This window comes from Vibrio ulleungensis, assembly GCF_016900875.1.
Lineage (GTDB): Bacteria > Pseudomonadota > Gammaproteobacteria > Enterobacterales > Vibrionaceae > Vibrio > Vibrio ulleungensis.
This window is the reverse complement of sequence record NZ_JAFEUM010000003.1, coordinates 297,623-319,508: the sequence shown is the minus strand read 5'-3', so window position 1 is coordinate 319,508 and position 21,886 is coordinate 297,623. Positions and strand designations below refer to the sequence as shown.

The 21,886-nt window shown below is 45.1% G+C and carries 22 protein-coding genes, 3 tRNA genes and 1 other RNA gene; 7 read left to right on the top strand and 19 right to left on the bottom strand.

All coding sequences use genetic code 11. The features are described 5' to 3' along the window. Nucleotides 1-153: 153 nt before the first annotated feature. From JQC93_RS10080 to JQC93_RS10030, 11 genes are all read right to left on the bottom strand, one after another. Nucleotides 154-1,434, bottom strand: a complete 1,281-nt coding sequence (locus JQC93_RS10080) for a phosphatase PAP2 family protein (protein ID WP_205158306.1) — start codon at nt 1,432-1,434, stop codon at nt 154-156. A 227-nt stretch (nt 1,435-1,661) separates the two neighbouring features. Next, entirely contained in the window at nt 1,662-2,258 is a 597-nt protein-coding gene (locus JQC93_RS10075; RefSeq protein ID WP_205158305.1) for a HupE/UreJ family protein, read from the bottom strand. Nucleotides 2,259-2,263: 5 nt separating this feature from the next. Beyond that, entirely contained in the window at nt 2,264-2,851 is a 588-nt protein-coding gene (locus JQC93_RS10070; RefSeq protein ID WP_205158304.1) for a HupE/UreJ family protein, read from the bottom strand. 116 nt (nt 2,852-2,967) lie between these two features. Beyond that, complete coding sequence (locus JQC93_RS10065; protein WP_205158303.1) at nt 2,968-3,978, bottom strand: HupE/UreJ family protein; 1,011 nt, start codon at nt 3,976-3,978, stop codon at nt 2,968-2,970. Nucleotides 3,979-3,981: 3 nt separating this feature from the next. Further along, nucleotides 3,982-4,785: a peptidyl-prolyl cis-trans isomerase gene (locus JQC93_RS10060; RefSeq protein ID WP_205158302.1), complete on the bottom strand. Its 804-nt coding sequence runs from the start codon at nt 4,783-4,785 to the stop codon at nt 3,982-3,984. Nucleotides 4,786-4,850: 65 nt separating this feature from the next. Then, nucleotides 4,851-6,101: an arginase family protein gene (locus JQC93_RS10055; protein WP_205158301.1), complete on the bottom strand. Its 1,251-nt coding sequence runs from the start codon at nt 6,099-6,101 to the stop codon at nt 4,851-4,853. Between the two features lie 551 nt (nt 6,102-6,652). After that, a complete protein-coding gene (locus JQC93_RS10050; protein ID WP_205158470.1) occupies nt 6,653-6,841 on the bottom strand; it encodes a hypothetical protein in 189 nt (62 codons plus the stop codon). 679 nt (nt 6,842-7,520) lie between these two features. Next, the gene (locus JQC93_RS20305) at nt 7,521-7,784 is read right to left on the bottom strand and encodes a hypothetical protein (RefSeq protein ID WP_236009461.1); all 264 of its coding nucleotides are present in this window, start codon (nt 7,782-7,784) and stop codon (nt 7,521-7,523) included. Nucleotides 7,785-8,959: 1,175 nt separating this feature from the next. Then, nucleotides 8,960-9,346, bottom strand: a complete 387-nt coding sequence (locus JQC93_RS20300) for a Tn7 transposase TnsA N-terminal domain-containing protein (RefSeq protein ID WP_236009459.1) — start codon at nt 9,344-9,346, stop codon at nt 8,960-8,962. 119 nt (nt 9,347-9,465) lie between these two features. Next, an RNA gene (ffs, locus tag JQC93_RS10035) (signal recognition particle sRNA small type) lies at nt 9,466-9,562 on the bottom strand. A 128-nt stretch (nt 9,563-9,690) separates the two neighbouring features. Next, nucleotides 9,691-10,449: a VP0952 family biofilm-associated protein gene (locus JQC93_RS10030; protein ID WP_205158300.1), complete on the bottom strand. Its 759-nt coding sequence runs from the start codon at nt 10,447-10,449 to the stop codon at nt 9,691-9,693. A gap of 71 nt (nt 10,450-10,520) precedes the next feature. Between JQC93_RS10030 and JQC93_RS10025 the strand changes: the two genes are divergently transcribed. After that, the gene (locus JQC93_RS10025) at nt 10,521-10,823 is read left to right on the top strand and encodes an MGMT family protein (RefSeq protein ID WP_205158299.1); all 303 of its coding nucleotides are present in this window, start codon (nt 10,521-10,523) and stop codon (nt 10,821-10,823) included. Between the two features lie 25 nt (nt 10,824-10,848). On the opposite strand, the gene JQC93_RS10020 is transcribed toward JQC93_RS10025, so the two are convergent. Then, on the bottom strand, nt 10,849-11,250 hold the full coding sequence (locus JQC93_RS10020) for a YbaY family lipoprotein (RefSeq protein ID WP_205158459.1): 402 nt from the start codon (nt 11,248-11,250) through the stop codon (nt 10,849-10,851). A 144-nt stretch (nt 11,251-11,394) separates the two neighbouring features. Between JQC93_RS10020 and tesB the strand changes: the two genes are divergently transcribed. Continuing rightward, nucleotides 11,395-12,261 (top strand): acyl-CoA thioesterase II, encoded by an 867-nt coding sequence (gene tesB, locus JQC93_RS10015; RefSeq protein WP_205158298.1) that lies wholly within the window; start codon nt 11,395-11,397, stop codon nt 12,259-12,261. A gap of 170 nt (nt 12,262-12,431) precedes the next feature. Next, a complete protein-coding gene (putP, locus tag JQC93_RS10010; RefSeq protein WP_205158297.1) occupies nt 12,432-13,868 on the top strand; it encodes a sodium/proline symporter PutP in 1,437 nt (478 codons plus the stop codon). 56 nt (nt 13,869-13,924) lie between these two features. On the opposite strand, the gene JQC93_RS10005 is transcribed toward putP, so the two are convergent. Further along, entirely contained in the window at nt 13,925-14,392 is a 468-nt protein-coding gene (locus tag JQC93_RS10005; protein ID WP_205158296.1) for an Lrp/AsnC family transcriptional regulator, read from the bottom strand. 116 nt (nt 14,393-14,508) lie between these two features. Between JQC93_RS10005 and JQC93_RS10000 the strand changes: the two genes are divergently transcribed. Continuing rightward, nucleotides 14,509-15,567, top strand: coding sequence for a PLP-dependent cysteine synthase family protein (locus JQC93_RS10000; RefSeq protein WP_205158295.1), 1,059 nt, complete (start codon nt 14,509-14,511; stop codon nt 15,565-15,567). Between the two features lie 151 nt (nt 15,568-15,718). Here JQC93_RS10000 and JQC93_RS09995 read toward each other — a convergent pair whose 3' ends face one another. Next, complete coding sequence (locus JQC93_RS09995) at nt 15,719-16,039, bottom strand: DUF1244 domain-containing protein (protein WP_205158294.1); 321 nt, start codon at nt 16,037-16,039, stop codon at nt 15,719-15,721. Between the two features lie 275 nt (nt 16,040-16,314). Between JQC93_RS09995 and JQC93_RS09990 the strand changes: the two genes are divergently transcribed. From JQC93_RS09990 to JQC93_RS09980, 3 genes are all read left to right on the top strand, one after another. Further along, a tRNA-Tyr gene (locus JQC93_RS09990) sits at nt 16,315-16,399 on the top strand. Nucleotides 16,400-16,488: 89 nt separating this feature from the next. After that, nucleotides 16,489-16,573 (top strand) — tRNA-Tyr (locus tag JQC93_RS09985). A gap of 70 nt (nt 16,574-16,643) precedes the next feature. Beyond that, a tRNA-Tyr gene (locus JQC93_RS09980) sits at nt 16,644-16,728 on the top strand. Nucleotides 16,729-16,810: 82 nt separating this feature from the next. Here the strand turns inward: JQC93_RS09980 and JQC93_RS09975 are convergent. From JQC93_RS09975 to oppC, 5 genes are all read right to left on the bottom strand, one after another. After that, complete coding sequence (locus tag JQC93_RS09975) at nt 16,811-17,755, bottom strand: glutathione S-transferase family protein (protein WP_205158293.1); 945 nt, start codon at nt 17,753-17,755, stop codon at nt 16,811-16,813. 102 nt (nt 17,756-17,857) lie between these two features. Then, the gene (locus tag JQC93_RS09970; protein WP_205158292.1) at nt 17,858-18,805 is read right to left on the bottom strand and encodes a GGDEF domain-containing protein; all 948 of its coding nucleotides are present in this window, start codon (nt 18,803-18,805) and stop codon (nt 17,858-17,860) included. A 174-nt stretch (nt 18,806-18,979) separates the two neighbouring features. Next, entirely contained in the window at nt 18,980-19,975 is a 996-nt protein-coding gene (gene oppF, locus JQC93_RS09965; protein ID WP_328834514.1) for a murein tripeptide/oligopeptide ABC transporter ATP binding protein OppF, read from the bottom strand. A 15-nt stretch (nt 19,976-19,990) separates the two neighbouring features. Beyond that, nucleotides 19,991-20,959, bottom strand: coding sequence for an ABC transporter ATP-binding protein (gene oppD / locus JQC93_RS09960; protein ID WP_205158290.1), 969 nt, complete (start codon nt 20,957-20,959; stop codon nt 19,991-19,993). A 24-nt stretch (nt 20,960-20,983) separates the two neighbouring features. Continuing rightward, a complete protein-coding gene (gene oppC, locus JQC93_RS09955; RefSeq protein ID WP_205158289.1) occupies nt 20,984-21,886 on the bottom strand; it encodes an oligopeptide ABC transporter permease OppC in 903 nt (300 codons plus the stop codon).

Here is a 21,886-nt window from a genome sequence, read left to right as displayed (position 1 = left end):
AGCACCATCATAAGTAGTACTTTAAGGACATAAGATAAAGGTAGCTTACAAATATTGGTCTCAGAAATAAGTGAGCACCCGCCTACAAATCCGAAAGCAAAATGAGGCATAGAAAAGCTACCGCTTGTTACTCACTTTTGTATCTTTAGTCAGTTAGAAATTGTTCGTAACAGAGAAAAGCACCGATTCTGAACGATATTCAACGTTTGAATCTTCCCACTCGTTGTCTGATAAAACGTACTTTATGCCAACATTCCAATCTGGGTTGATCATATAAGCAAAACCACCTTCTGCATTCAGTGAACGATCGCCACTCAGCGCTTGGTAATCTACTCTTGCGTTGATTGACCAGTCATCATTAAAGGCATAGTTTAGTTTTCCGGTAATCGAAGGAAGTATTGGGTACGAACTCTGGCCATTGTATTTCCCGCCATTGACCAAATCCGTCTCAGACTCAATCAAGTAGGCTGAGATGCCAAGTCCTGCTGATAGTGTGAGTTCGTCTGTCGGCTGATAGTTTCTAATATATGATGCCCCGGCATTCCACTGTCGCAGTGCAATAAACAGCTCTTCATTTTCTTCATAGTTTTGGTCTCCGAGGCTAAAATCAGTGGCAACCGTCCCGACACTGCGAATTTCACTCGGAGTAAATGAAATTTCGAGCGCATTTTGCTTATCAAATCGGTACTGATACAGCGCGCTTGCAAGAGGCTGGAGTTCATCTACTGGCGTAGTGTTTTTTAATGATTGGTAAGCGCCCGAATCGGCAAGTGTATCGTAGGTGTAGAAGCCGATATCTAAAGTAAACGAATGACGCCTCTCTTTTCTTAATGAGCCGCTCTTGCGTTCTCGATTGGTTTCGTAATCCAAGGCCTCATTAGAGACGTTCACATTGACCATCATACCATCATCAAGTGGCACAACCCCTAGCTCTACACCTTCAGGTGTATATTCTGAAACAAAATATTGATTGGTAAGAAAGGCAATACCGGCACCTGCCACCACGTCATCTGCGAAGTGTTTATTGCCATATACACGACTTGCCCCGACATAGGTTGCTGAAAGGTAAGCGGGAATACCCCATGCTGCTCCATAACGTGTTTGTAAGAATGCGGCACCCGAGAATGCAGCAGCAGTATGACCAGAAGGAAAAGAGGCTGTGTTGGATGCATTTGGACGCAAGCGGCCAACTGAAAATTTTGTCGCGTGTACAATAGCTACTGTTGTAGCCAATGAGTAGGTAAGCTGTTTCGCTCCGTCCAGATCGTCATAAATCCAAGCCGCTAAAAGACCGGTTGCGGGTATGGCTATTTGCAGGTAATCACCAGCGACTACGTAATCATCACTCGTTGTTTCAGTTATTTTATTGCTACTATACGCTCCTTGACTCACAAAGAGGGAAGCCAGTAAAACTGAAAGTGTTGTTTTGTCCATAAAACTTGCACCTTTTCAAAATATTTCAAGTCAACTATTCAAGTTAGAGAAAATCATAAGTATTTAGCGGGCCTGCTCCTCAGGTTTTCCCATTCAGAAATCCATCATCGAAATTTTGCTGGTCATACTTAGGTAAAGTGTCACAATTACCTATATCTACTAAAGCCAAATATCTGTAAACAAAGGCCCTACATAAACAACAGGCCTTACATGTCTCAATTGCTCCACTAAGATAGAGCCTCGGGCGGGACGAAGGCTGAGAATGCGAGCATCAGAAGTGCTATGGTCGTCACCCACGAACCTATTATTCTTAACCCGATTTTTTGCCAGTGTAATCGGACTCGACTAGCAACCAACATGACATTCAGCACGATGAAATTCATCGATATCGCATTACCTATCAAGATCAACCACTTGTCCAAGTCAAACAAGGTGTCTTGCGACGAATCTAACCCCAGCATCAAACCTGTACTGCCCAACAATAAATTTGCAATCCATAAAGGAAGTACAAGATTCGCGGCGACTAAACCACCCGTAATTAGGGAAAATGCCAGAAGATAATTGGCTAGCGAAGGCGCGTAAAAGTGAGTTAACGCTAGACCAATTAGTGTCATCGCAGAAAACATGCCAAAAGAAACGAGTCTTTTCTCAGACAGTTGCTGGGAAAGGAAAATCCCAACAGCGATCAGTAGAAGCAAGTGAGAAGGAACAAGGACAGGATGCAGTAAACCATTATAAAAACTACCCACACCTTCAATGGGGCTGTGAGCAAAAGCGGGTACCGGCGCAAGTAGCGCCAATACCGCCATTATCTTCAGTCTCATTATTATCAGACTACTCCAGTCAAAAAGCCCACTCCCGCAAGAGCGATAATGCCGCCAGTCGTTTGAACAAGCACTTTCCCAGCTGGCCAACGAACTAAAATACCAAGGCTAATACCAGCCAAATGAACTAAACCCGTCGCGAGTACAAAACCGATACTGTAAGTCAGCGGATTGGCAGAATGAGGTAATTCGGTCCCGTGTGCATGCCCGTGAAAGATTGCAAATACACCAACGATACAAGCCGCAATAACTATCGGAGGACGAACTTTAAAAGCGATCATCGCACCAAGTACCACAGCGGAACCCGCAATACCCGTTTCCACAGCAGGAACTGGAACGCCAGCAAGCCCTAGAGCACCACCAAATGCCATAACCATAGGAAATACTACAGGAAGCATCCAAATGGCTTTCGCTCCCAGAAAAGCGCCCCACAAACCGACGGCCACCATTGCCGCCAAATGATCCCAACCAAGCAACGGATGCATAAAGCCGCTGATAAAGCCGCTTGAGTGACCCACCTCAGAGTGAGCAAGAAGTGGTAGGGGGAACAGAGCCATCACTGATAAAAATAAACACTTGTTTAATCGAGACATGTTTCAAAATCCTTTTTTGCCATGAAAGAGTGTTTTCACTCATGTATCACTTAATTTATAAGATATTGTTTTTTAAGTATATTATAGAAAATACCAGCGCGCAACTAGAAGCAAAGTCACCCCACTGTGCCAATTAAAGTTAAGCGGGTAAACAACCAGTAAGAGGCGATTCCACCCAAAAAATAAATGGGTAAGCCAGCTAACGCCGTACTCACTCTGATACCTACAGTGCGTATGTTATAGCCCAGTATGAGCATGACTAACACAAACGAAAGTTGCCCAGCTTCAACACCTAGATTGAAAAACAACAGCGCTAGCGGTACTTCGCTGTCTGGCAGCCCGATTTCAGTGAGCGCGCCTGCAAAGCCAAGCCCATGAAGCAACCCAAAGGCAAAGGCGACTAACCAAGGCTTTCGATAGCTTAAACCTTCTTGACCTCGTTGAGCGCGAATAATTTCTACAGCTAGAAACACAATACTCAACGCAATACATGCTTCAACTGGACGAGAAGGCAGTACAAGAATGCCAAATGTAGCCAATCCTAATGTAATACTGTGTGCGACAGTAAAAGCGGTGATCGTTTTAACGAGATTGAGATTACCTTTTACTATCCACAACAATCCGAGTACAAACATCAAGTGATCCAGACCGAGTAAAATATGTTCAAAACCCAGAAAAAAGTATCTTTTCGCTGCGTCGAGAATAGAGCCAGAGCTCGCTTTCAACTCATTCATCGATAAGGTGATGACACCTCTCTCATTTCTGATGAGTTTGTCAGCGACGCTACCGTCTTGCCAATAAACTTTCAGCATGATGCCATCTCTGTTCCAGGGCAACACCAGGGTATCCTCAGCTTGTAGAGGACGTTCGCCAGCAAACTCGAACACCTTCCATCCGCCAATTTGGCTACCACTCGGCAATGAAACAAAGTCAAACCCTTGTGGCAGTATTGGGGTAGCAAAGACATTAGAAATTGTCGGCCCTGCTTGTACTTGAATGAGATAAGAGTTGTCTGAACTCTCTCTGAGTTCAGTTTTAGATACCCCGATGTCATGAGCATACAGCGATGAACTCAACACCAAAGCTAACCACCCCAGTAAACAATTAAATCCGAGTTTTATTGCCATAAACTATCGCTCTACTACAATTTTGTAATTTTCTCGTACGTTAGCCAGTTCTATTTGAATTAACTTCCGAGCCTCAGTGATTTCCCAATCCATGATCAGGTAATCTTCGATATCTTCGTAAGAAGCAGCGGTGGGTGGAATAATTCGTTCTCTTCGAACAAAATGAATACCTTGATTAGAAGTGAAAGGTCCCATCCATTGATTTGAGTCAGCTTCAGCCAGCGCTTTAGCTGCATCAATGCCAAAGAGATCGGTTAACTCGCTTTTGGCTCTTTGCAAAGTGGTTTGACCCAATGTAGGGCGGTGTAAGTCGCCTTTGGTAGGTTTTTCTGGATTGTTATGAAGGCTTTCTAAAAGTCCTTCAGGCACTCGGCTCGACTCAGAGAAAAATAGATGCTGGAGTTCAACTAACTCTGGTGTGCTGTATTTTTTTCGATTTTGCTCGTAGTATGTTTTGAGATCCTCGTCTGTTGGAACAGAAATCTCAGATACAAGCAACCCTCTCATTTTCAAAATCATGTTGTGACGCATACGTGTATCACCAACATTTAAGCCTCGTCTATAGGCTTCTCTATATAAAATCTCATCGTCCACGTATGCCGTGACAAGAGCATCAACCTCTTGATCTGACAACGTGCTTAACGTCATGTCTTCTCTCTTTTTAACCAAAAAATCAATATTGTTCTTATCAACAATAATGAGTTCTTTTTGTTCTGGTATTAATAACCGGTCCGCGCCGAAAATGAGCCCTCCTATTAGTAAAAAGTGTATTAGAGGTTCGTTCCATATTTTAAACTTAGATTCCATTGACTACTTTACCCTCGGAATAAAAGGCTAAGCCAGTTAATAACTGGCTTAGCTGTACTATTTCACTACTTTTTATTAATCGGACTATCGTGACTTATGCGTTCAGGGTCATAATACATCGGGTCAGTGATCCCTTCTCTGCGGCCCTGCATTCCAGCCAATAAAGAGCGAATTAATCTATCCATCAATATACCAGTGTTCTGATGCAAGTCGTCTAATAGCGGGTTGTATTCATTAAATTCTGCGGCAACGATTTCATTTTGAATACCAAGAGCGCGCACCAACTGCATTGCTTGACCGGCAGTAAGGCCGTCTGGTTCAGCGGTACCAACACCAGGTGCATACGCTGGGTCTACACCATCCATATCAAACGTGATGTAGACTTTTCTCCCTTTAGCTTCAGCTAGAACTCTTTCGAGCACCGCATCCCACCCGTCTCTTTCAATTTCAGCTTGGAAGTGGAATTTTACCTTGTGTTTTCGCAACCAGCTTAAGGTTTGAGGACCAGGTGTTGAACCTCTCAAACCAACGTGCGCGAGATCGCTACCATTAATGAGACCTTCCTCTACAGCCATTTTAAAGAATGAACCATTATGAACATATCGCCCCGCATCCTGTTTATATGCATCATAGTGAGCATCAATGTGAACAACGAATACCTCACCTTTCCCGTATTTTTGGGCTAGAGCGGTTAAAAATGCATAGCTTTGAATGTGCGTTCCGCCCACACCAATCGGCACAACATCAACATTTAAAGCACTACCAACGACTCTATGAATTTCATCTAAGTTAATTTGATTATCAGCCATCCAGTTTGCTGCTGCGTTACCATAATCGGCGACAACTAATTTGCTGATATCAACACCGGTGGCTTGATCCGAACCCGCAAAAGGATACATTAAATAATCCACCAATGAGCGCATCTGCATCGCTGCATATCGACCACCAGGAACCATTTGGTCACCGACAATCAAACCGACAAGGGCAACATCAACGTTACCTGCGGTCAAATCCTCTGGTGTGCGGGCTAATGGCGCCCCTAATAAGGTAGGAATGGAGCTCCACATTGGTCCGACCTCATAGCGGTTTGGATAATATAGACCAGGTGCATTTTTCGGGTCTTTGGACAGATCTCTTCTGATGAACAAATCATTTAAACCCTTGTTCATTTTTAACGTATATTCATCGTTTGGATCTTTCCACGGTGCCCACTCATAAGGAATGTCATCGGTCACTGTGCCAGTTTCGGCAAGTACAGTGCCGGAAGTCGCTAAGACCAGAGAACTCAAAAGTGTTATTGTAAGTGCAGATTTCACGTCTCTCTCCTTGATATGTAAATTACACGTTAAATAATAGTTTTAAAAGATAATTAATCAAGTAAAATTATAAGCTTGGTTTGTTAATGGCAAGGAGAAAATCGATATTATGTCTACAAAGGTAAGATTGCACTTCAATCTTGAATAGTCCATGATTTTCACACCTGAATATCACTACATTTTGTACGAGATTTAAGGCGAATTTTGAAGGTTAGTATTTACTATACCTCGCAAAAAATTGGGTCCTACATAAACTGAGCAACCGGGGCCTAACTAATGAGTAGGCTTGATCACAAAATCTAAAGAGACACCGTGATAAATCGGCGCTAGTGCAAGTTTAAATATCTTTAACGCACCGGATTGAACCTTTTCTCATGCCTCAATTTTAGTGATGAAGGCCCAACCTAAATCTTGTTCCACCAACTTAATTAAGTCATTAGTCGAGGTCACTAACATGACATCGTCTGAAATTGTTGCTTCTAACGGTTTTGTTGCGTTATTCGAACAGAAAACCAAAACTGCCAGAAATTGAACGATTCTTATACAACATACTAAGTTTCAGGCATACCAAACCCTTTATGCTTGTTCAACGCTTTGAGCATGGCGTAGGTTTCGCCAACCTGAATCGTGTCTTTGACTTCGGGATAAACAGAAAAACTATCGTGATACGACACCAGTATATTGTCGAAACCTTCCTTTTCGTCGGCCATCATTGCCTCACTGCTTTGCGCTTGTTCCATACCTCACGCAATGACGGCTGCGAGTGCTTACGTGGTCTGACTTCGGTGTTGTTTTTTTAACAACGCTTTGGCGGGAACGTTCGTCTAGATGCACATTTGGGTTGTCGCTGTTGACCCCAGTAAATTCCGCTACCTTTTTGGTGGCTTTTGGCTTTCTTTTTCGCTCTGACAGCAACATTTCATTTAGCGATGCCTGCTCAGATTTAATACGTTCATACATTGCCAATCTCGCTTTTGCTAACGACAAAGTATTTATTTCACCTTTAATGTATTTTCTGTGTGCAGCTAAGATTTTTTCGTGCTCGCAAAGACTCAAGCGATATGTGTAGTGACTCTCATCTTTACAAGGGAGCTCTAAGTCCCTTTCAGTTCTTCTAGGTAGATGTAGATTGATGCCAAGTTGTCAGGGTCAACTTTTATTTTTTAGACTCCGTCGCCTTAGTTTGTGCGTACTGCACTCTATATTGTGCTAAAGCCTTACTGTCGTATTATAAATGCATGAACTTAATACTTTTATTAGTGAGCTTGCGCTCATGAAAGCTACCCATTACAACAGTAAACTTCTTTTCATTTTCCTCTAATAATTTCAATGTGGCATTCCATCGACGCCTTTTTGCCAATATAGGTTTGGAATACGCTTGAATCGACTATCTGCACTGACATTGTGAACGTCTACTATCTAGCGGTGCAATTCCTCTACAAAGACACTGAAGCGCATTACAGCATTTTTTTCTGGATTATAGTCTTCTTTCCCTAACACATTGGAAAAGGTTTTACCCGGTACCCATCCAACAATGCCTTGGATAAGTTCACCAAACTTACGCTCAACAACAGGCTTGATCCAAGGCTTTTTCACCTTATTAAAAACAATGTTGATTCCTACTTCCAAGCACGCATCTTCAAGACTCTTGGACCAGAATTCAGCACCATTATCGACAACCAAATTCTCTATTTTTCCCTCACATAACCATTCGTTCTCGAACTCAATCGATAGCTCGCAATATAATCCTTATTTTTTGTTGCGTCGATAATGGCCTTAGATGCCGAAACATAGCTAGGATGCTTGCACCCTAAATGGAAACCGACAACACAGCCGCTAAAAACATCAACCAAAAGCGTAAGGTGTGCGCGACCGAGCGGGACGAGCAAATCATCGTGAAGGAGAATTAAGTCTAGTGGGGTATGGTCAATTTCCACCCGATCTAGAACACGGGTAAGCATTTCTACGGCTTGATAATAATTGAATAGTTTATCAGCTTAGTATTTGCCATGACGCGCTAAAGCCGCACTGTATGGCTACTCTATATTTATTCGGTTTTAAACGACACATAAGACACGCAAGGGACTTTACCTGACACGATCGTCGAGTTTTCAACTTCTATTCGATCACAATAGTATTTATATGCAGCACTAGCTGAAGGTCGTGTTGCATCTAAGAACTTCCGAAGTGCTTCCTCATACTGGGATTCATCACTAGTAACACGGGCCCTGCGATTGCCTTTGAGGTAGTGCTTTTGAGCAATACTTGTTAAGTCACCACCAGATTTTTCAAAACTATCTTTCCATCGTTTAAGTGACCTGTAGCTCGGTTTAGTTTCCAGCTGTGACTGCTTCGGGTTTTGTCAATCAGTGGATTGATATTTTTAGGCGTCCAACCGCCAACGAGTTCTTTGTTGACCAAACTCAAGAGCCTAAACCTCGCTAATGCCAACTGTTTCTGCTCTTGCGTAAACGACTCGAGGTCTCGTTCAATAATACGTGCCGATTCAAGACTTCCCTATTTAAGTACATCTAATTGGCTCTCACGCAAAGTCTCAAAAGCGTCTACTTCTTTTTCTGAAAACCCCTCATCAAACTCATCCGTGAACCTGCCTGCCATTTATACCGCCTCAAAGACCGAGTTTTCACCTAGCTCATTTAAATCTAAGTCAACCCAAAGCTTCCTCTGTGATACCAGTCTCAATGCAGCTGCAAGTGCAGTAGCGATAGTTACACCTAAAAAAGAAGCAAAGGTATCGATCTCTAATGCAAGATTGTCTTTGAAGCAACCTAGGATTTTTTCGGTTAAAGGATCACCTTCTATGCAGCCGGAGTAACGGTGAACTAACTGGCAATTCTTTAAAAATGGCCCGTTCGAATTTGCTTGTCAGTGACTAGGATGAGCTGCGAGCCTAATTGCTGAGCGGCTATTTGCATTTGCTTGAATTTTGCTTTGAATTCTTTAGATAAAGTCTTTTTGTAAGGCTTATTTTCAACAAACTGTCTGGTACCGTCTTTGTAGTGAACAAGGAAATCAGGTGTGTAGGGTAATGTCTTCCCATTGAAGTCATAGTAGAACCCTTGCGGTTGTGATTCGTACGCAACGACTTCTGGATCATACTCAAAGTGGAAACAACAATCTTTCTCTAAGGAGCTTTCACACAAAGTCGACGACTGTATCTTGTGACTGGCAAATTTGAAAACATTTTTATTTGCCGACGGTTTTCGAAGATTACGAATGTACATACAAGCCCCATTTTGTTGTAAGAAAACAACCAAATTAAGCTTAGGACACTTTATGACTTTTAAAAGGACAAGTTATGGTTTTATTTGGACAGGTTATGATTGCAGCGACAGTTGGGTGAAGGCCCCAGCCACATCCCGGCACACAAGTCGCCCGCCTTGGCTGCTTCCTTCCGGACCTGACCAGGTAAACGAGGTATTGTTGCGGGAGGACCAGGGCCCTCATAGAGGTCTTGACTTTCTCATCAAGAGCGAAGGGATTATCTGCTATCCCCTGCTCTATTGCAACTAAATGATGAGTGAATTTGCTTCGTCGCTACCTGTTTGCACGAAAAGTACACGAAGCGTTAATCACTCAGGCGCAAAATGTAATCACATATCCATGCTGCGGCGAGCGTGACCATCCAAATCAGTAGGATGAGACTGCTGCTGGCAATGTCTTGCGCGCTAATAAAAGTAGAGAATGCCACTGTCGGTAACGTCCAGCTAAGCAATGTCGACCATTTGATTTTTGACTCGCCGGGTTGTTGCTTGCGAGATGGGAAGGTCGATACCGAATGGATCATCGCCACCAGCGACAAAGCAACCAACAGTGCGACGCCTTCGCCTTGGGTCAGTAAGATCCCACCAAACGCCAGTGCCCACCAGTGCCTACTATCGCCGTATGTGGCTTTGTCGTGTTTTGCTTGTCGGGAGGATAGCCATACCATGGTTACGGCGGCAATTTGCATTAATGTGGCGTACATCGCGCCCGAGATAGTACCTGTCCATTGGCAATAAAGGACGGCACTTTCCATGATGAGCATGGTGATGATTAACCAAGAGCGTGCGACCCAGGTGCTGCGCTTGCAAAAAGCGACCAGCAACAACGGGAACAGTATCCAAGTACTGATAGAAAGTTCTACCGGCTGAACCGAGACTGTGAGACCATAAAACAGCAGTGCAGTCGCCAGTAAGACGTTCGATTTTGAGACCGAAGTCATTAGCCAGACAATGGGTATTATAAAGGTCAACATAGGTAGGTCGCCGCCACTCACTTGCAGTGCGCGTGCGCATATTATCGACAAACCAGCAGTGACGAAGAATTGGAGCGTTGTCAAAAGCATAACTGCCTCCTTATAGTTATTGTTTGATGTTTGTAGCTCGTTTTCCATTATTTTGTAACAACTTGTACAGTATGAATGATTTTGACATGCAAATCTTTGCGGTAATTCACCAAATACCATACGGAAAGGTCTCAACTTATGGAGACATCGCACATTTTGGGGGTTTTAAGGGATATGCGCGCCAAGTTGGCCGATTGCTCAAAAATCTACCAGAAGGCTCGACTTTGCCTTGGCACAGAGTCATCAATGGCAAAGGTGAAATATCGCTAAAGGGTGAGGATTACCAACGGCAACGTAAAAAACTAGAAGTAGAAGGGGTAATTTTTAACCAACAGGGAAGAATTTCGCTTAAAAGTTATCGGTGGCAAGGGTAATAAGCACTCTCGCCACCATAAATGGCTATTTTGCGCTTTTAAGGGTCGCCTCCACGTAATTGGTGGAATCTGGATCGTTGATGACGCCGATGTGATAGTCGTTAATAAACAGCAAACGCTCGCCATCGAAAATCTTAATCCGAAGCCCATAACGATGATTGTCAATAATCTGCTCGCTGTCGTAAGGCAAAGTAAAAGACAATGGCACTTGCTTACCGAGGGTTGGCAATTCAACTTCCGAGAGTACTTTCGCGGGTGCATCGGCCAATGAGACGTCTTCAAGTTTTACTTCCAATACTGCGGTATCGGGTAAGGCAATGCGCTCTCGGTACATAACTTTGCCTGAAATAACGGACTGCTCACTGCTTGCACCCTTGTCCATCGCTTGCATCTCATTAGATTGGCAACCACTTAACCCAATGGCCATAACACCAAGACCTAAACTCACCCATCGCTTAATCACTGTACAACTCTCCCACTAATTGGTCGCTAAACGTCATTCCAGTATAGTGTTCACTTGTAACTCTGTCTGCTTCCTAGTATTTTTTAACCGTAACTTGACGGAGGTCAGATGAGCAAACCATTAACCGAACTGCTGGATCTTTTGCAGCTAGAAAAGATTGAAGACAAATTGTTTCGCGGAAACAGTGAACATTTGGGCTTGCCACAAGTGTATGGTGGCCAAGTACTTGGACAGGCTCTTTCTGCGGCGCGCTATACTGTGCCAAGCGATCGATTTGTCCACTCCTTCCACTCGTATTTTTTACACCCAGGTGACGCGAGCAAGCCGATCATCTATGACGTAGAAAACTTACGTGACGGCGGCAGCTTTAGCACGCGTAGAGTCAAAGCCATCCAGAATGGCCGCTCAATATTCTACCTCACGGCTTCTTACCACGGCGAAAAAGAAGGGTTTAGTCACCAAAACGCGATGCCTGATGTACCTGGGCCAGACACACTGAAATCGGAAGGTGAGCTTGCGGCGCAAATAGCGCACTTGCTTCCAGATAGCGTGACCCGTGTGTTTGGTGGCGAAAAGCCCATCATTGTTAAGCCGGTTACTGTGATCAACCCGCTTAAACCGCGAGAAGCCGAGCCCAAGCAATACTTGTGGATCAAAGCCAATGGCGACTTGCCACAAAATCAGCTGATCCATCAATATTTGCTGGCGTATGCCTCAGACTGGGGATTTTTGGTCACTGCATTGCATCCGCATAAAGTGACGTTGATGACCCCTAAATTCCAAGTCGCGACGATCGACCATTCGATGTGGTTCCATCGCCCATTCAAGTTTGACGACTGGTTGCTGTACTCCATTGAAAGCCCAACTGCAGGCAATGAACGCGGCTTAGTCCGTGGAGAAATATTCAATCGCAGCGGTGAATTAGTCGCTACAGCGGTGCAAGAAGGCGTAATGCGATTTGCGCCATCCAAGTAGTCCATGAGCTTTACGCTACGAGGGCCGCATGGCCCTTTTTTCATTTTGTTATTTGCAACAATGAGTTAGCAAGCTAGACTAAACCCATATACGGTTAGAAACGCCCCCCGTTTTTAACCCATTTATACTCAGTTTTTTACTGCCGAAGTTCTCGGCGCAAGGATGACTCTATGATTTATATTCAGTTTGGTCTCTATTTAGTGGCCATGCTTGCCATTGGTTATTATTCGATGAAAAAGACGCAAAATAACCAAGACTACATTATTGGTGGCCGAAGCTTAGGCCCTGCCACAACCGCCATTAGTGCGGGTGCGTCTGATATGAGCGGCTGGCTGCTGCTTGGTTTACCCGGAGCGGTGTTTGCCAGCGGCTTGGTTGAAGGCGTTTGGATAGCGACAGGTTTGACGCTTGGCGCTTATCTTAACTGGCTTATTGTTGCGCCTCGCTTGCGTGCAAGCAGCGAGAAAGTGAACTCTGTTACTCTGCCCTCCATCTTGTCTAAACGATTTGATGACAACACCAATATCATCAAGTTTGTCTCGACTGCCGTTATCCTCTTTTTCTTTACCCTTTATGTGGCGTCGGGTCTAAAAGGTGGAACCTTACTGTTTGCTCACAGCTTTGGCTCAACCGAAGAAACGGCTTTATACATCACCGCATTTGTGGTGGTCTCTTATACCTTCCTCGGTGGTTATTTGGCGGTATGTTGGACTGACCTTGTGCAAGGTATTTTGATGCTGGCTGCGCTGGCGTTTTGTTTACTGTTTGGTTACTTTGCCATTGCCGATTCTGGCGTTGTGATCAGTGACGTAAACCCTAACGCCTTCAAATTCTCAACCAGTTTCATAACGGCAGCATCGTTGATGGCTTGGGGACTTGGCTACTTTGGTCAGCCACACATTTTGGCTCGTTTTATTGGTATAAAAGACGTTGCCAGTATTGGCAAAGCACGCCGCATTGGTATCACGTGGATGATGATCACTTTGGTGCTGTCTATCTCCATCGCATTAGTCGGTATTGGTTACGATGCTGCTTACGGCTTGCCTGGTGTGAGTGGTGAAGGCGGTAACCCAGAGCGTGTATTCCTCGCACTTACCGATGCGTTATTTCATCCTATATTCTCTGGCTTCATTTTAGCGGCGGTACTGGCGGCCGTAATGTCTACTGCCGATTCACAGTTACTGGTGTTAACGTCTTCGCTAACCGAAGATTTACCGTTTTTCAAAAACCATTCTGAGAAAAGCCGTGCCATGATCAGTCGCTTTGGCGTAGTTGGTTTTGCGTTGCTTGCACTTATTATTGCCGCTAACGACGACGGCTCGATTCTGTCTATGGTGGGTTATGCATGGGGCGGCTTTGGTGCAGCCTTTGGTCCACTGATGATTTTGGCACTGTGCTGGAAAGAAACCACCAAGTGGGGCGCATTGGCCGGAATGATTGTTGGCTCAGTCACCATCTATGTGGTGAAAAACTTCATCTCAATTGAAGGGGAATACTTCTACGAGCTGATGCCAGCCTTTGCGTTAGCCTTTATCGCGATTGTGTTGGTCAGTAAAGTGACGGCGAAACCATCGACGGAAACACTTAAAAAGTTCGACCTCGCCTAATCAGCGTATCGTGGCTGCTTCGGCAGCCACTTTCTTAAGTTTGCTAACGCATATTTCTATCTTTCGTGGATCGGCAATGCCGTCGTGTATTTGATTGATTCCATCGCAAAAGTGCTGGTCACATCCGCAATCCCTGTCACTGCGTTGACCATCTTCTTATAAAAATGATCGTACGCCTGCATATCGGCAACCACCACTTTTAGCATGTAATCATATTCGCCTGCCATTCGATAAAACTCCATCACCTCTTCAAACTCGGCAATTTGACTGGAAAAACGCTGGTACCAGTCATGAGAGTGATCCGAAGTTTTCAGCATCACAAAAGCGGTAAAGTCTAACCCAAGTGGCGCAGGGTTGAGCAGTGCCACCCGCTTATCGATAATCCCGAGCTCTTCAAAACGTTTGATGCGCTTCCAACAAGGGGTTGTTGTTAGGTTTACGCTTTCGGCAAGATCCGCCAGTGACAGCGTTGAATCCTTTTGAATCATTCTAAGTAGTGTTACATCGACGCTATCCAGTTCCACAGAAAACTCCTAGTAGAGAAATATTTTCTACCATTTGACCAATTCACTAAAAAAGAAGCAAACAATTTCTCCATAAATCGGTTTAAAATTACTGCATAACTGATGAGGAATCGAGTATGTGTAAAGACCATCAATGGATTAACCAAGCCATTCAAAAAATTGAGTCCGATTTCCAACGCTCTGCGGATACACATTTAGTAAAACTAGACTTACCCCAATTTACGGGTATCGATATCTACCTAAAAGACGAAAGTACGCACCCGACAGGCTCTTTGAAACACAGGTTGGCGCGTTCACTGTTTTTATACGCTATCTGTAACGGTTGGGTTGGCCCAGAGACCACGATTATCGAAGCGTCATCAGGCAGCACGGCGGTGTCTGAAGCCTATTTTGCCAAACTATTAGGGCTGCCTTTTATTGCGGTCATGCCTGAAGGCACGGCAAAAAGCAAAATCGAAAAAATCGAGTTCTACGGCGGTAAAGCGCATCTTGTAGAGCGCACCGATCAAATATACAGTGAGTCTAAAGAACTGGCCAAAGAGCTTAATGGCCACTATATGGATCAGTTTACGTACGCTGAACGTGCAACGGACTGGCGAGGCAACAACAATATCGCCAACTCTATCTTCAACCAAATGACTCAAGAGCCTCACCCTATTCCAAGCTGGATTGTTATGAGCGCAGGAACAGGCGGCACATCAGCAACCTTGGGTCGTTTTATTCGTTATCAACAGCACGCGACGCAGCTCCATGTGGTGGATCCTGAGTGCTCTGTGTTCCACCAATACTTCATAAAAGGTGATGAGTCTATTCGCAGTCAGTCTGGCAGCCGTATTGAAGGGATTGGCCGCCCGAGAGTAGAACCTAGCTTTATCCCCTCGGTGATAGACACCATGCAAACCGTTACCGATGCGCAAAGCCTTGCCACCATGAACTGGCTAGGGACGCAATTGGGTCGAAAAGTTGGTCCATCGACAGGGACCAATATGTACGGCGTGCTGTGCCTTGCGCACCAAATGATGCGCAAAGGAAAAACAGGCTCCATTGTTACGCTGCTTTGCGACAGTGGTGAGCGCTACCTCGACACTTACTACAATCCACAATGGGTGCAAAGCACCATTGGTTCGTTGTCTGAAGCCAATCTTCACCTGTATCAACTGCTGAATATTGATTAGATTCACTACTAAAAAACTAAAAACGGTATCTCTAAAAAAAGAGATACCGTTTTTATTAATGGCGTCAAACCGTCATGGCTAGCGCTCTTTATCGCGCTCGAGCAAACAACTGAACCTTGCATGTAGCACGCAATACAACGTCAACAGGAAGCTACTTTTGCTTAGCCTCAAACGCCGCCAATTGCTCTGGCGTCGCCGCGGGTTGATGGTTTTCTTTCCATTCTTGATAGGTCATCCCGTACACACGCTCCCGCGCATCGTCTATGTCTAGGTTTAAATCCCGACTTTCGGCCTCAGCGGCGTACCATTTGCTGAAACAATTACGGCAAAACCCCGCAAGAATCATCAAATCGATGTTTTGAACATCCTTATTTGCGTCTAAGTGTTTTAATAAACGGCGAAATACCGCTGCATCCAGTTTGTCTTGCTCGTCTTGCGGCAGTGTTTTGTGGTTAAACTTGGCTTGAGTCATTGAGTTTCCTTACTTTTTTACTCTGCTGTAATAGCCATTTTTTCACACTTTCTCTACAAATCCCACACAGGTTTGCATAAATTAAGCGTAGAGCAATGAGCGTAAAAACGAGAGTAGAAAAGACAAATGGTGGCTTTTTGATAGCTTTGAGCAAAAAGAGAGCATTCGCGCCATTTTTATAAGAAAACGCTTTACAGCAAAATCGAGTTTGCTATTATGCCGACCTCACTTGATGAGTGTGTTGGGAAAACGCGAGTTAAGTATAAAAATCCCCTGGGGGGGTTCCCGAGTGGCCAAAGGGAGCAGACTGTAAATCTGCCGGCACTGCCTTCGATGGTTCGAATCCGTCCCCCCCCACCATATTTATTTTGTAGAGACTGTCGTTTACAGCGCTGTGCAAAAAGCTTGATTACTGGGTTGGGAAATCAGTAAGCAAGGATAAAACCCCTGGGGGGGTTCCCGAGTGGCCAAAGGGAGCAGACTGTAAATCTGCCGGCACTGCCTTCGATGGTTCGAATCCGTCCCCCCCCACCATATTACTGTTGTAAAACAGAACGCTTGAGCATTGGGTTTGGGAAAACCAGTGAGCAAGGATAAAACCCCTGGGGGGGTTCCCGAGTGGCCAAAGGGAGCAGACTGTAAATCTGCCGGCACTGCCTTCGATGGTTCGAATCCGTCCCCCCCCACCATCTATAAAAAACCAGCTCACATGAGCTGGTTTTTTCGTTTCTGCTCGTAGATAAGAGCGCACATCTATTACGTCGTCTTGCACTACAGCGCGTGTCGTCCATGGTCACTGTCTAAGTCTAATACCGGCCCTTTAGGCACAACTTGGGTTGGGTTTATCCCTGCATGGCTAAAATAGTAATGGCGTTTGATATGCTCAAGGCTAACCGTTTCGCTCACACCCGCAGTTTGATACAGCTCCTTCATATACCCTTGAAGGTTCGAGTAATCGGCGATGCGCTGCTTATTACACTTAAAATGTCCAACGTATACTGCATCAAAGCGTATTAGCGTGGTAAACAACCTCCAATCGGCCTCAGTCATCTCATTACCGGTGAGGTAACGATGTGTTGCCAGGTGCGCATCAACACGATCCAGAGCGTCAAACAGGGCGTCATAAGCCTCTTCGTAAGCTTGCTGGGTGGTGGCAAATCCGCTGCGATATACACCATTGTTGATATTGGGGTATATGTCTTCGTTCCACGCATCAATCGCTGGTCTTAATGCTTCTGGGTAGAAGTCGAGCGTATTGCCCGTTAACCCATTAAACGCTGAGTTAAACATGCGAATAATTTCTGACGATTCGTTGCTAACGATGGTGTTAGTGAATTTGTCCCACAATACGGGCACAGTCACTCGCCCGGTATAATCGGGCTTGGCTTTCGTGTACACCTGATGCATTCGAGTGAAACCAAATAGCGTTTCTGGCGCGTCAAATTGCCACCCTTCACTCAGCATGTCCGGAGACACTACCGAAACCGTGATGTGCGATTCTAAGCCTTTTAGTTTTCTAAAGATAAGCGTGCGATGCGCCCAAGGACAGGCTAATGAAACGTATAGGTGGTAGCGACCAGACTCAGGGGCAAACTTCGCATCGGGTTCGTCGACAATCCATTCTCGAAAGCCTGCGTCTTCACGAACGAACTTACCTTTTGAACTTTTGGTGTCGTACCACACGTCGTGCCATGCACCGTTGACTAATTTTCCCATTTTGCTGTCCTATAGAGTGTCTATAGCTATTACTATAAAAAGCAACGGGCTACTTCACTACTGCAGCACGCTCAACAACATGTTCAGATATTTTGAAGAAGGTTAGGACTCGAGGGTGAGAGCATCAACGACTTGGTTTCGTCCATAATGCTTAGCGTGATACAACGCGGAGTCCGCTTTTTGGTATAAATCGGCGACGGTTTCGCGAGAGTCCAACGACATAATATACCCGCCACTAAAGGTGACGTTCACTGTCTGCGCACCTTCAATGTGGACCTCACAATTACGCACTGCCACTAAACACTGCTCTACTTTTTCGGCCAGCTCTGAGCCCGTAATATCTCGGTAAACCAAAGCAAACTCTTCGCCACCAATACGAAACGCCTTATCGTGCAATGTAAGAGTGTTTTTAAAAGTTTGTGCGACGGACTTGAGTACTTTGTCACCGGCAAAGTGGCCATAGCTGTCATTAATGGTTTTAAAACGATCTAAGTCGAGTAACAGCAGTCCGAACGGTTCTTCACTTTGTATGAGGTTATTTAAGTGACTCTCAAATTCACCCCGATTGTACAATCCGGTCAGGTTGTCTCGTTGGCTACGATGTCGATAACGAACCACACTTTTATCTAACCGTCGAATAAGGTTATTGTAATCCCTCGCCCACGATCGAAGCCCAACTGTCATCATCACCAATCCTGTAATGGTTAGAAAGAGCTCGATGGCTGACATTACGATCCCTGGGGACACCAACCACTCAGCAGACGCTTTTGCGACCATCAACCAAACAATGGACGAAGCCCCTAGATACAGGTACAAGAAAGTCCTAGTACCACCTTTAATTTGTCTGGTGATCATTATCCAATACAACATTACCCCAATGACAAACAGCTCGCTAAAGATGTCGTGCCACTCAATCAAGTAAGTTGGAAGCAATTGAGGCATACCCCAAAAAGCGACCAAGGCGAACAACATTGCGCCCGATAGTAATACCCAATAGGCATGTCGATAGACAAACTCACTGTATAGAGTCAGCGGAGAAGAGCGCTTCATGGTTGACCTTTGGTGACGAAAAAATGGGATAAACAAAGCGTGTTACAATTTGATACAGTTTACCGCACACGATGTCGATAGTTTGTGACGAATACAAATTTTAGACAAAAAAAGCGCGACCCTTGCGGAATCGCGCTTAAGCCCGTCACAGGCTGAACTGTGGCTTACGCCTATTTACACCATTTCAACGTGTAAACAAGAGACTGCGTGCTTGTCCGCCCCTTTAAGGGTTGGAGTTTCTTTTGCACACAACTCAGTGGCCTTAGGGCAGCGTGTACGGAATACGCAGCCCGAAGGAGGATTGATTGGAGAAGGCAAGTCACCCTCAAGCATTTCAATCTTCTTGTTACGCTCAACTTCAGGATCCGGGATCGGAACCGCTGACATCAATGCGCGGGTATAAGGGTGTTTTGGCTCCGCAAATATCTCTTTTGCTTCACCAAGCTCTACCGCATTACCTAGGTACATAACCAACACACGATCAGAGATGTGTTTCACCACAGACAAATCGTGCGCGATGAATACCAAGCTAAGACCAAGCTCTTTTTGAAGCTCTTTAAGAAGGTTAACCACCTGCGCCTGAATCGATACATCCAGTGCCGATACAGGTTCGTCACAGATGATCATCTTAGGCTCTAGGATAAGTGCACGAGCAATACCGATACGCTGACACTGACCGCCAGAAAACTCGTGAGGGTAACGGTTTATTACGTTCGGCAACAGACCAACTTTGTCCATCATTGCCTTCACTCGCGCTTTCACTTCATCTTTGCTTAGGCGTGGGTAAAACGTGATTAGAGGCTCAGCAATGATGTCGCCAATGTTCATACGAGGGTTCAGAGATGCTAAAGGATCTTGGAAAATCATTTGCATGTCTTTACGCGTTTCACGGCGCTCGATAGCTTTCATTTTGGTCAAGTCTTGGCCAAGCCAAACCACTTCACCTTCTGTCGCTTCAACCAAGCCGATGATGGCGCGTGCAAACGTCGACTTACCACAACCTGACTCACCTACAACACCCAGGGTTTCGCCTTCGTATAAGCGTACGTTTACGCCGTCTACCGCTTTAAGCTTTGAAGGCTTAGACCAAGGCCAAGCAGATTTCGAAGCGATGTCGAAATGGACTTTAAGATCCTTAACGTCCAACATTAATTTTTTATCTACATTCAATGGCGCATTCATATCTTACCAAGCCTCATGATCTGAAAAACAAGCACGTTGACGGTTTTCACCAAACGGCGTCAAAATCGGAGATTCCGACTTACAACGATCGGTCACGCGGTGACAGCGATCTTGGTAAGGACAACCTGGTGGTAGACGTAACAAGTTTGGTGGGTTGCCTGGGATGGTCGGCAAGATCTCACCTTCAGTATCCAAACGCGGAATCGCTTTAAGCAGCCCTTCTGCGTATGGGTGGCTTGGACGATAGAAAATGTCATCAACGCTGCCGTACTCCATGGTACGACCTGCGTACATCACAAGCACTTTGTCACAAGAGCCTGCAACCACGCCCAAATCGTGGGTGATCATGATGATAGCAGTGTTAAATTCGTCTTTAAGTTCAACAAGAAGATCCATGATCTGCGCCTGAACAGTCACGTCCAGTGCCGTCGTTGGTTCATCAGCAATAAGAAGCTTAGGACGACACAATAGTGCCATTGCAATCATTACACGTTGACGCATACCGCCCGAGAATTCGTGCGGGTACATAGTAATACGCTTTCGAGCTTCAGGAATTTTAACCGCTTCAAGCATGCGCACCGATTCTTCAAACGCTTCCGACTTACCCATGCCTTTATGCAGCATAAGTACTTCCATCAACTGATCGCTTACTTTCATGTAAGGGTTCAGTGAGGTCATAGGGTCTTGGAAGATCATTGCGATCTGTTCTGCGCGAACTTTGTTTAACTCTTTTTCTGGCAAGTTAAGGATTTCGTTTCCTTCAAACTTCGCACTTCCAGAAATAATACCGTTTTTGGCCAGTAGGCCCATGATGGCAAATACAGTTTGAGACTTACCAGAACCTGACTCACCTACGATACCCAGTGTTTCACCTGGTTTTAGTGAGAAGTTAAGGTCGTTAACTGCCGTTACCATGCCGTCTTGAGTGGTAAATTCTACTCTCAGGTCTTTTACATCTAATAAATTAGTCATTACTTGCTTCCCTTATTATTCTTATTATCTGTCTTTTGGATCCAGCGCATCGCGCAGACCATCGCCGACAAAGTTAAAGCAAAATAGGGTGACAACCATGAATGCGGTTGGGAAACCGAGCTGCCAAATAGCAATCTCCATTGTTTTCGCACCTTCACTCATCAATGCACCCCAGCTTGTCATCGGCTCTTGTACGCCAAGACCAAGGAATGATAGGAAAGATTCCGTCAAAATCATGCTTGGGATTAGTAGCGTCGAGTAAACCGCAACAATACCCAGTACGTTTGGAACGATGTGACGAGTAATGATTTTCCAGTTACTCACACCACCCACGTAGGCCGCTTCGATAAATTCTTTGTTTCGTAAGCTTAATGTCTGCCCACGAACAATACGCGCCATATCAAGCCATGCAATGGCACCGATGGCGACAAAGATAAGCACGATGTTACGCCCAAAGAACGTTACCAAAACGATCACAAGGAACATAAACGGAACGGCGTAAAGAATTTCAAGGATACGCATCATCACGCGGTCAACACGACCTCCAATAAAGCCAGACGTTGCGCCATAAAGCGTACCAATTAATACCGCTACAAATGCGCCTAGTACACCCACCATCATCGAGATGCGGCCACCAACAAGCGTACGTACGTAGACGTCACGGCCAAGGCTGTCGGTACCAAATAGGTGATCCATTGACGGTGCTACATGCAGTGCATACCAGTCTGTGTCGTCATAGGCGTATTGTGAAAACATTGGTAAAAAAGTGACCGCTAGTGTCATTAACACTAGGATAAATAGACTTACCATTGCCGCTTTGTTGCGCATAAAACGAATACGCGCATCAGTCCAAAGGCTACGGCCTTCGATCTCTAAGTTTTCAGAGAACTTTTCTACGGCTTCTACTGTAGATTTTTTCGCTAACAT

Bases quoted from the DNA above. Each gene is read 5' to 3' on its own strand.
- JQC93_RS10080 (WP_205158306.1), bottom strand. From the start codon at position 1,434: ATGGACAAAACAACACTTTCAGTTTTACTGGCTTCCCTCTTTGTGAGT.
- JQC93_RS10075 (WP_205158305.1), bottom strand. From the start codon at position 2,258: ATGAGACTGAAGATAATGGCGGTATTGGCGCTACTTGCGCCGGTACCC.
- JQC93_RS10070 (WP_205158304.1), bottom strand. From the start codon at position 2,851: ATGTCTCGATTAAACAAGTGTTTATTTTTATCAGTGATGGCTCTGTTC.
- JQC93_RS10065 (WP_205158303.1), bottom strand. From the start codon at position 3,978: ATGGCAATAAAACTCGGATTTAATTGTTTACTGGGGTGGTTAGCTTTG.
- JQC93_RS10060 (WP_205158302.1), bottom strand. From the start codon at position 4,785: ATGGAATCTAAGTTTAAAATATGGAACGAACCTCTAATACACTTTTTA.
- JQC93_RS10050 (WP_205158470.1), bottom strand. From the start codon at position 6,841: ATGGAACAAGCGCAAAGCAGTGAGGCAATGATGGCCGACGAAAAGGAA.
- JQC93_RS20300 (WP_236009459.1), bottom strand. From the start codon at position 9,346: ATGTACATTCGTAATCTTCGAAAACCGTCGGCAAATAAAAATGTTTTC.
- JQC93_RS10030 (WP_205158300.1), bottom strand. From the start codon at position 10,449: ATGCTTTTGACAACGCTCCAATTCTTCGTCACTGCTGGTTTGTCGATA.
- JQC93_RS10025 (WP_205158299.1), top strand. From the start codon at position 10,521: ATGAATGATTTTGACATGCAAATCTTTGCGGTAATTCACCAAATACCA.
- JQC93_RS10020 (WP_205158459.1), bottom strand. From the start codon at position 11,250: ATGGCCATTGGGTTAAGTGGTTGCCAATCTAATGAGATGCAAGCGATG.
- tesB (WP_205158298.1), top strand. From the start codon at position 11,395: ATGAGCAAACCATTAACCGAACTGCTGGATCTTTTGCAGCTAGAAAAG.
- putP (WP_205158297.1), top strand. From the start codon at position 12,432: ATGATTTATATTCAGTTTGGTCTCTATTTAGTGGCCATGCTTGCCATT.
- JQC93_RS10000 (WP_205158295.1), top strand. From the start codon at position 14,509: ATGTGTAAAGACCATCAATGGATTAACCAAGCCATTCAAAAAATTGAG.
- JQC93_RS09995 (WP_205158294.1), bottom strand. From the start codon at position 16,039: ATGACTCAAGCCAAGTTTAACCACAAAACACTGCCGCAAGACGAGCAA.
- JQC93_RS09975 (WP_205158293.1), bottom strand. From the start codon at position 17,755: ATGGGAAAATTAGTCAACGGTGCATGGCACGACGTGTGGTACGACACC.
- JQC93_RS09970 (WP_205158292.1), bottom strand. From the start codon at position 18,805: ATGAAGCGCTCTTCTCCGCTGACTCTATACAGTGAGTTTGTCTATCGA.
- oppD (WP_205158290.1), bottom strand. From the start codon at position 20,959: ATGACTAATTTATTAGATGTAAAAGACCTGAGAGTAGAATTTACCACT.
- oppC (WP_205158289.1), bottom strand. From the start codon at position 21,886: ATGTTAGCGAAAAAATCTACAGTAGAAGCCGTAGAAAAGTTCTCTGAA.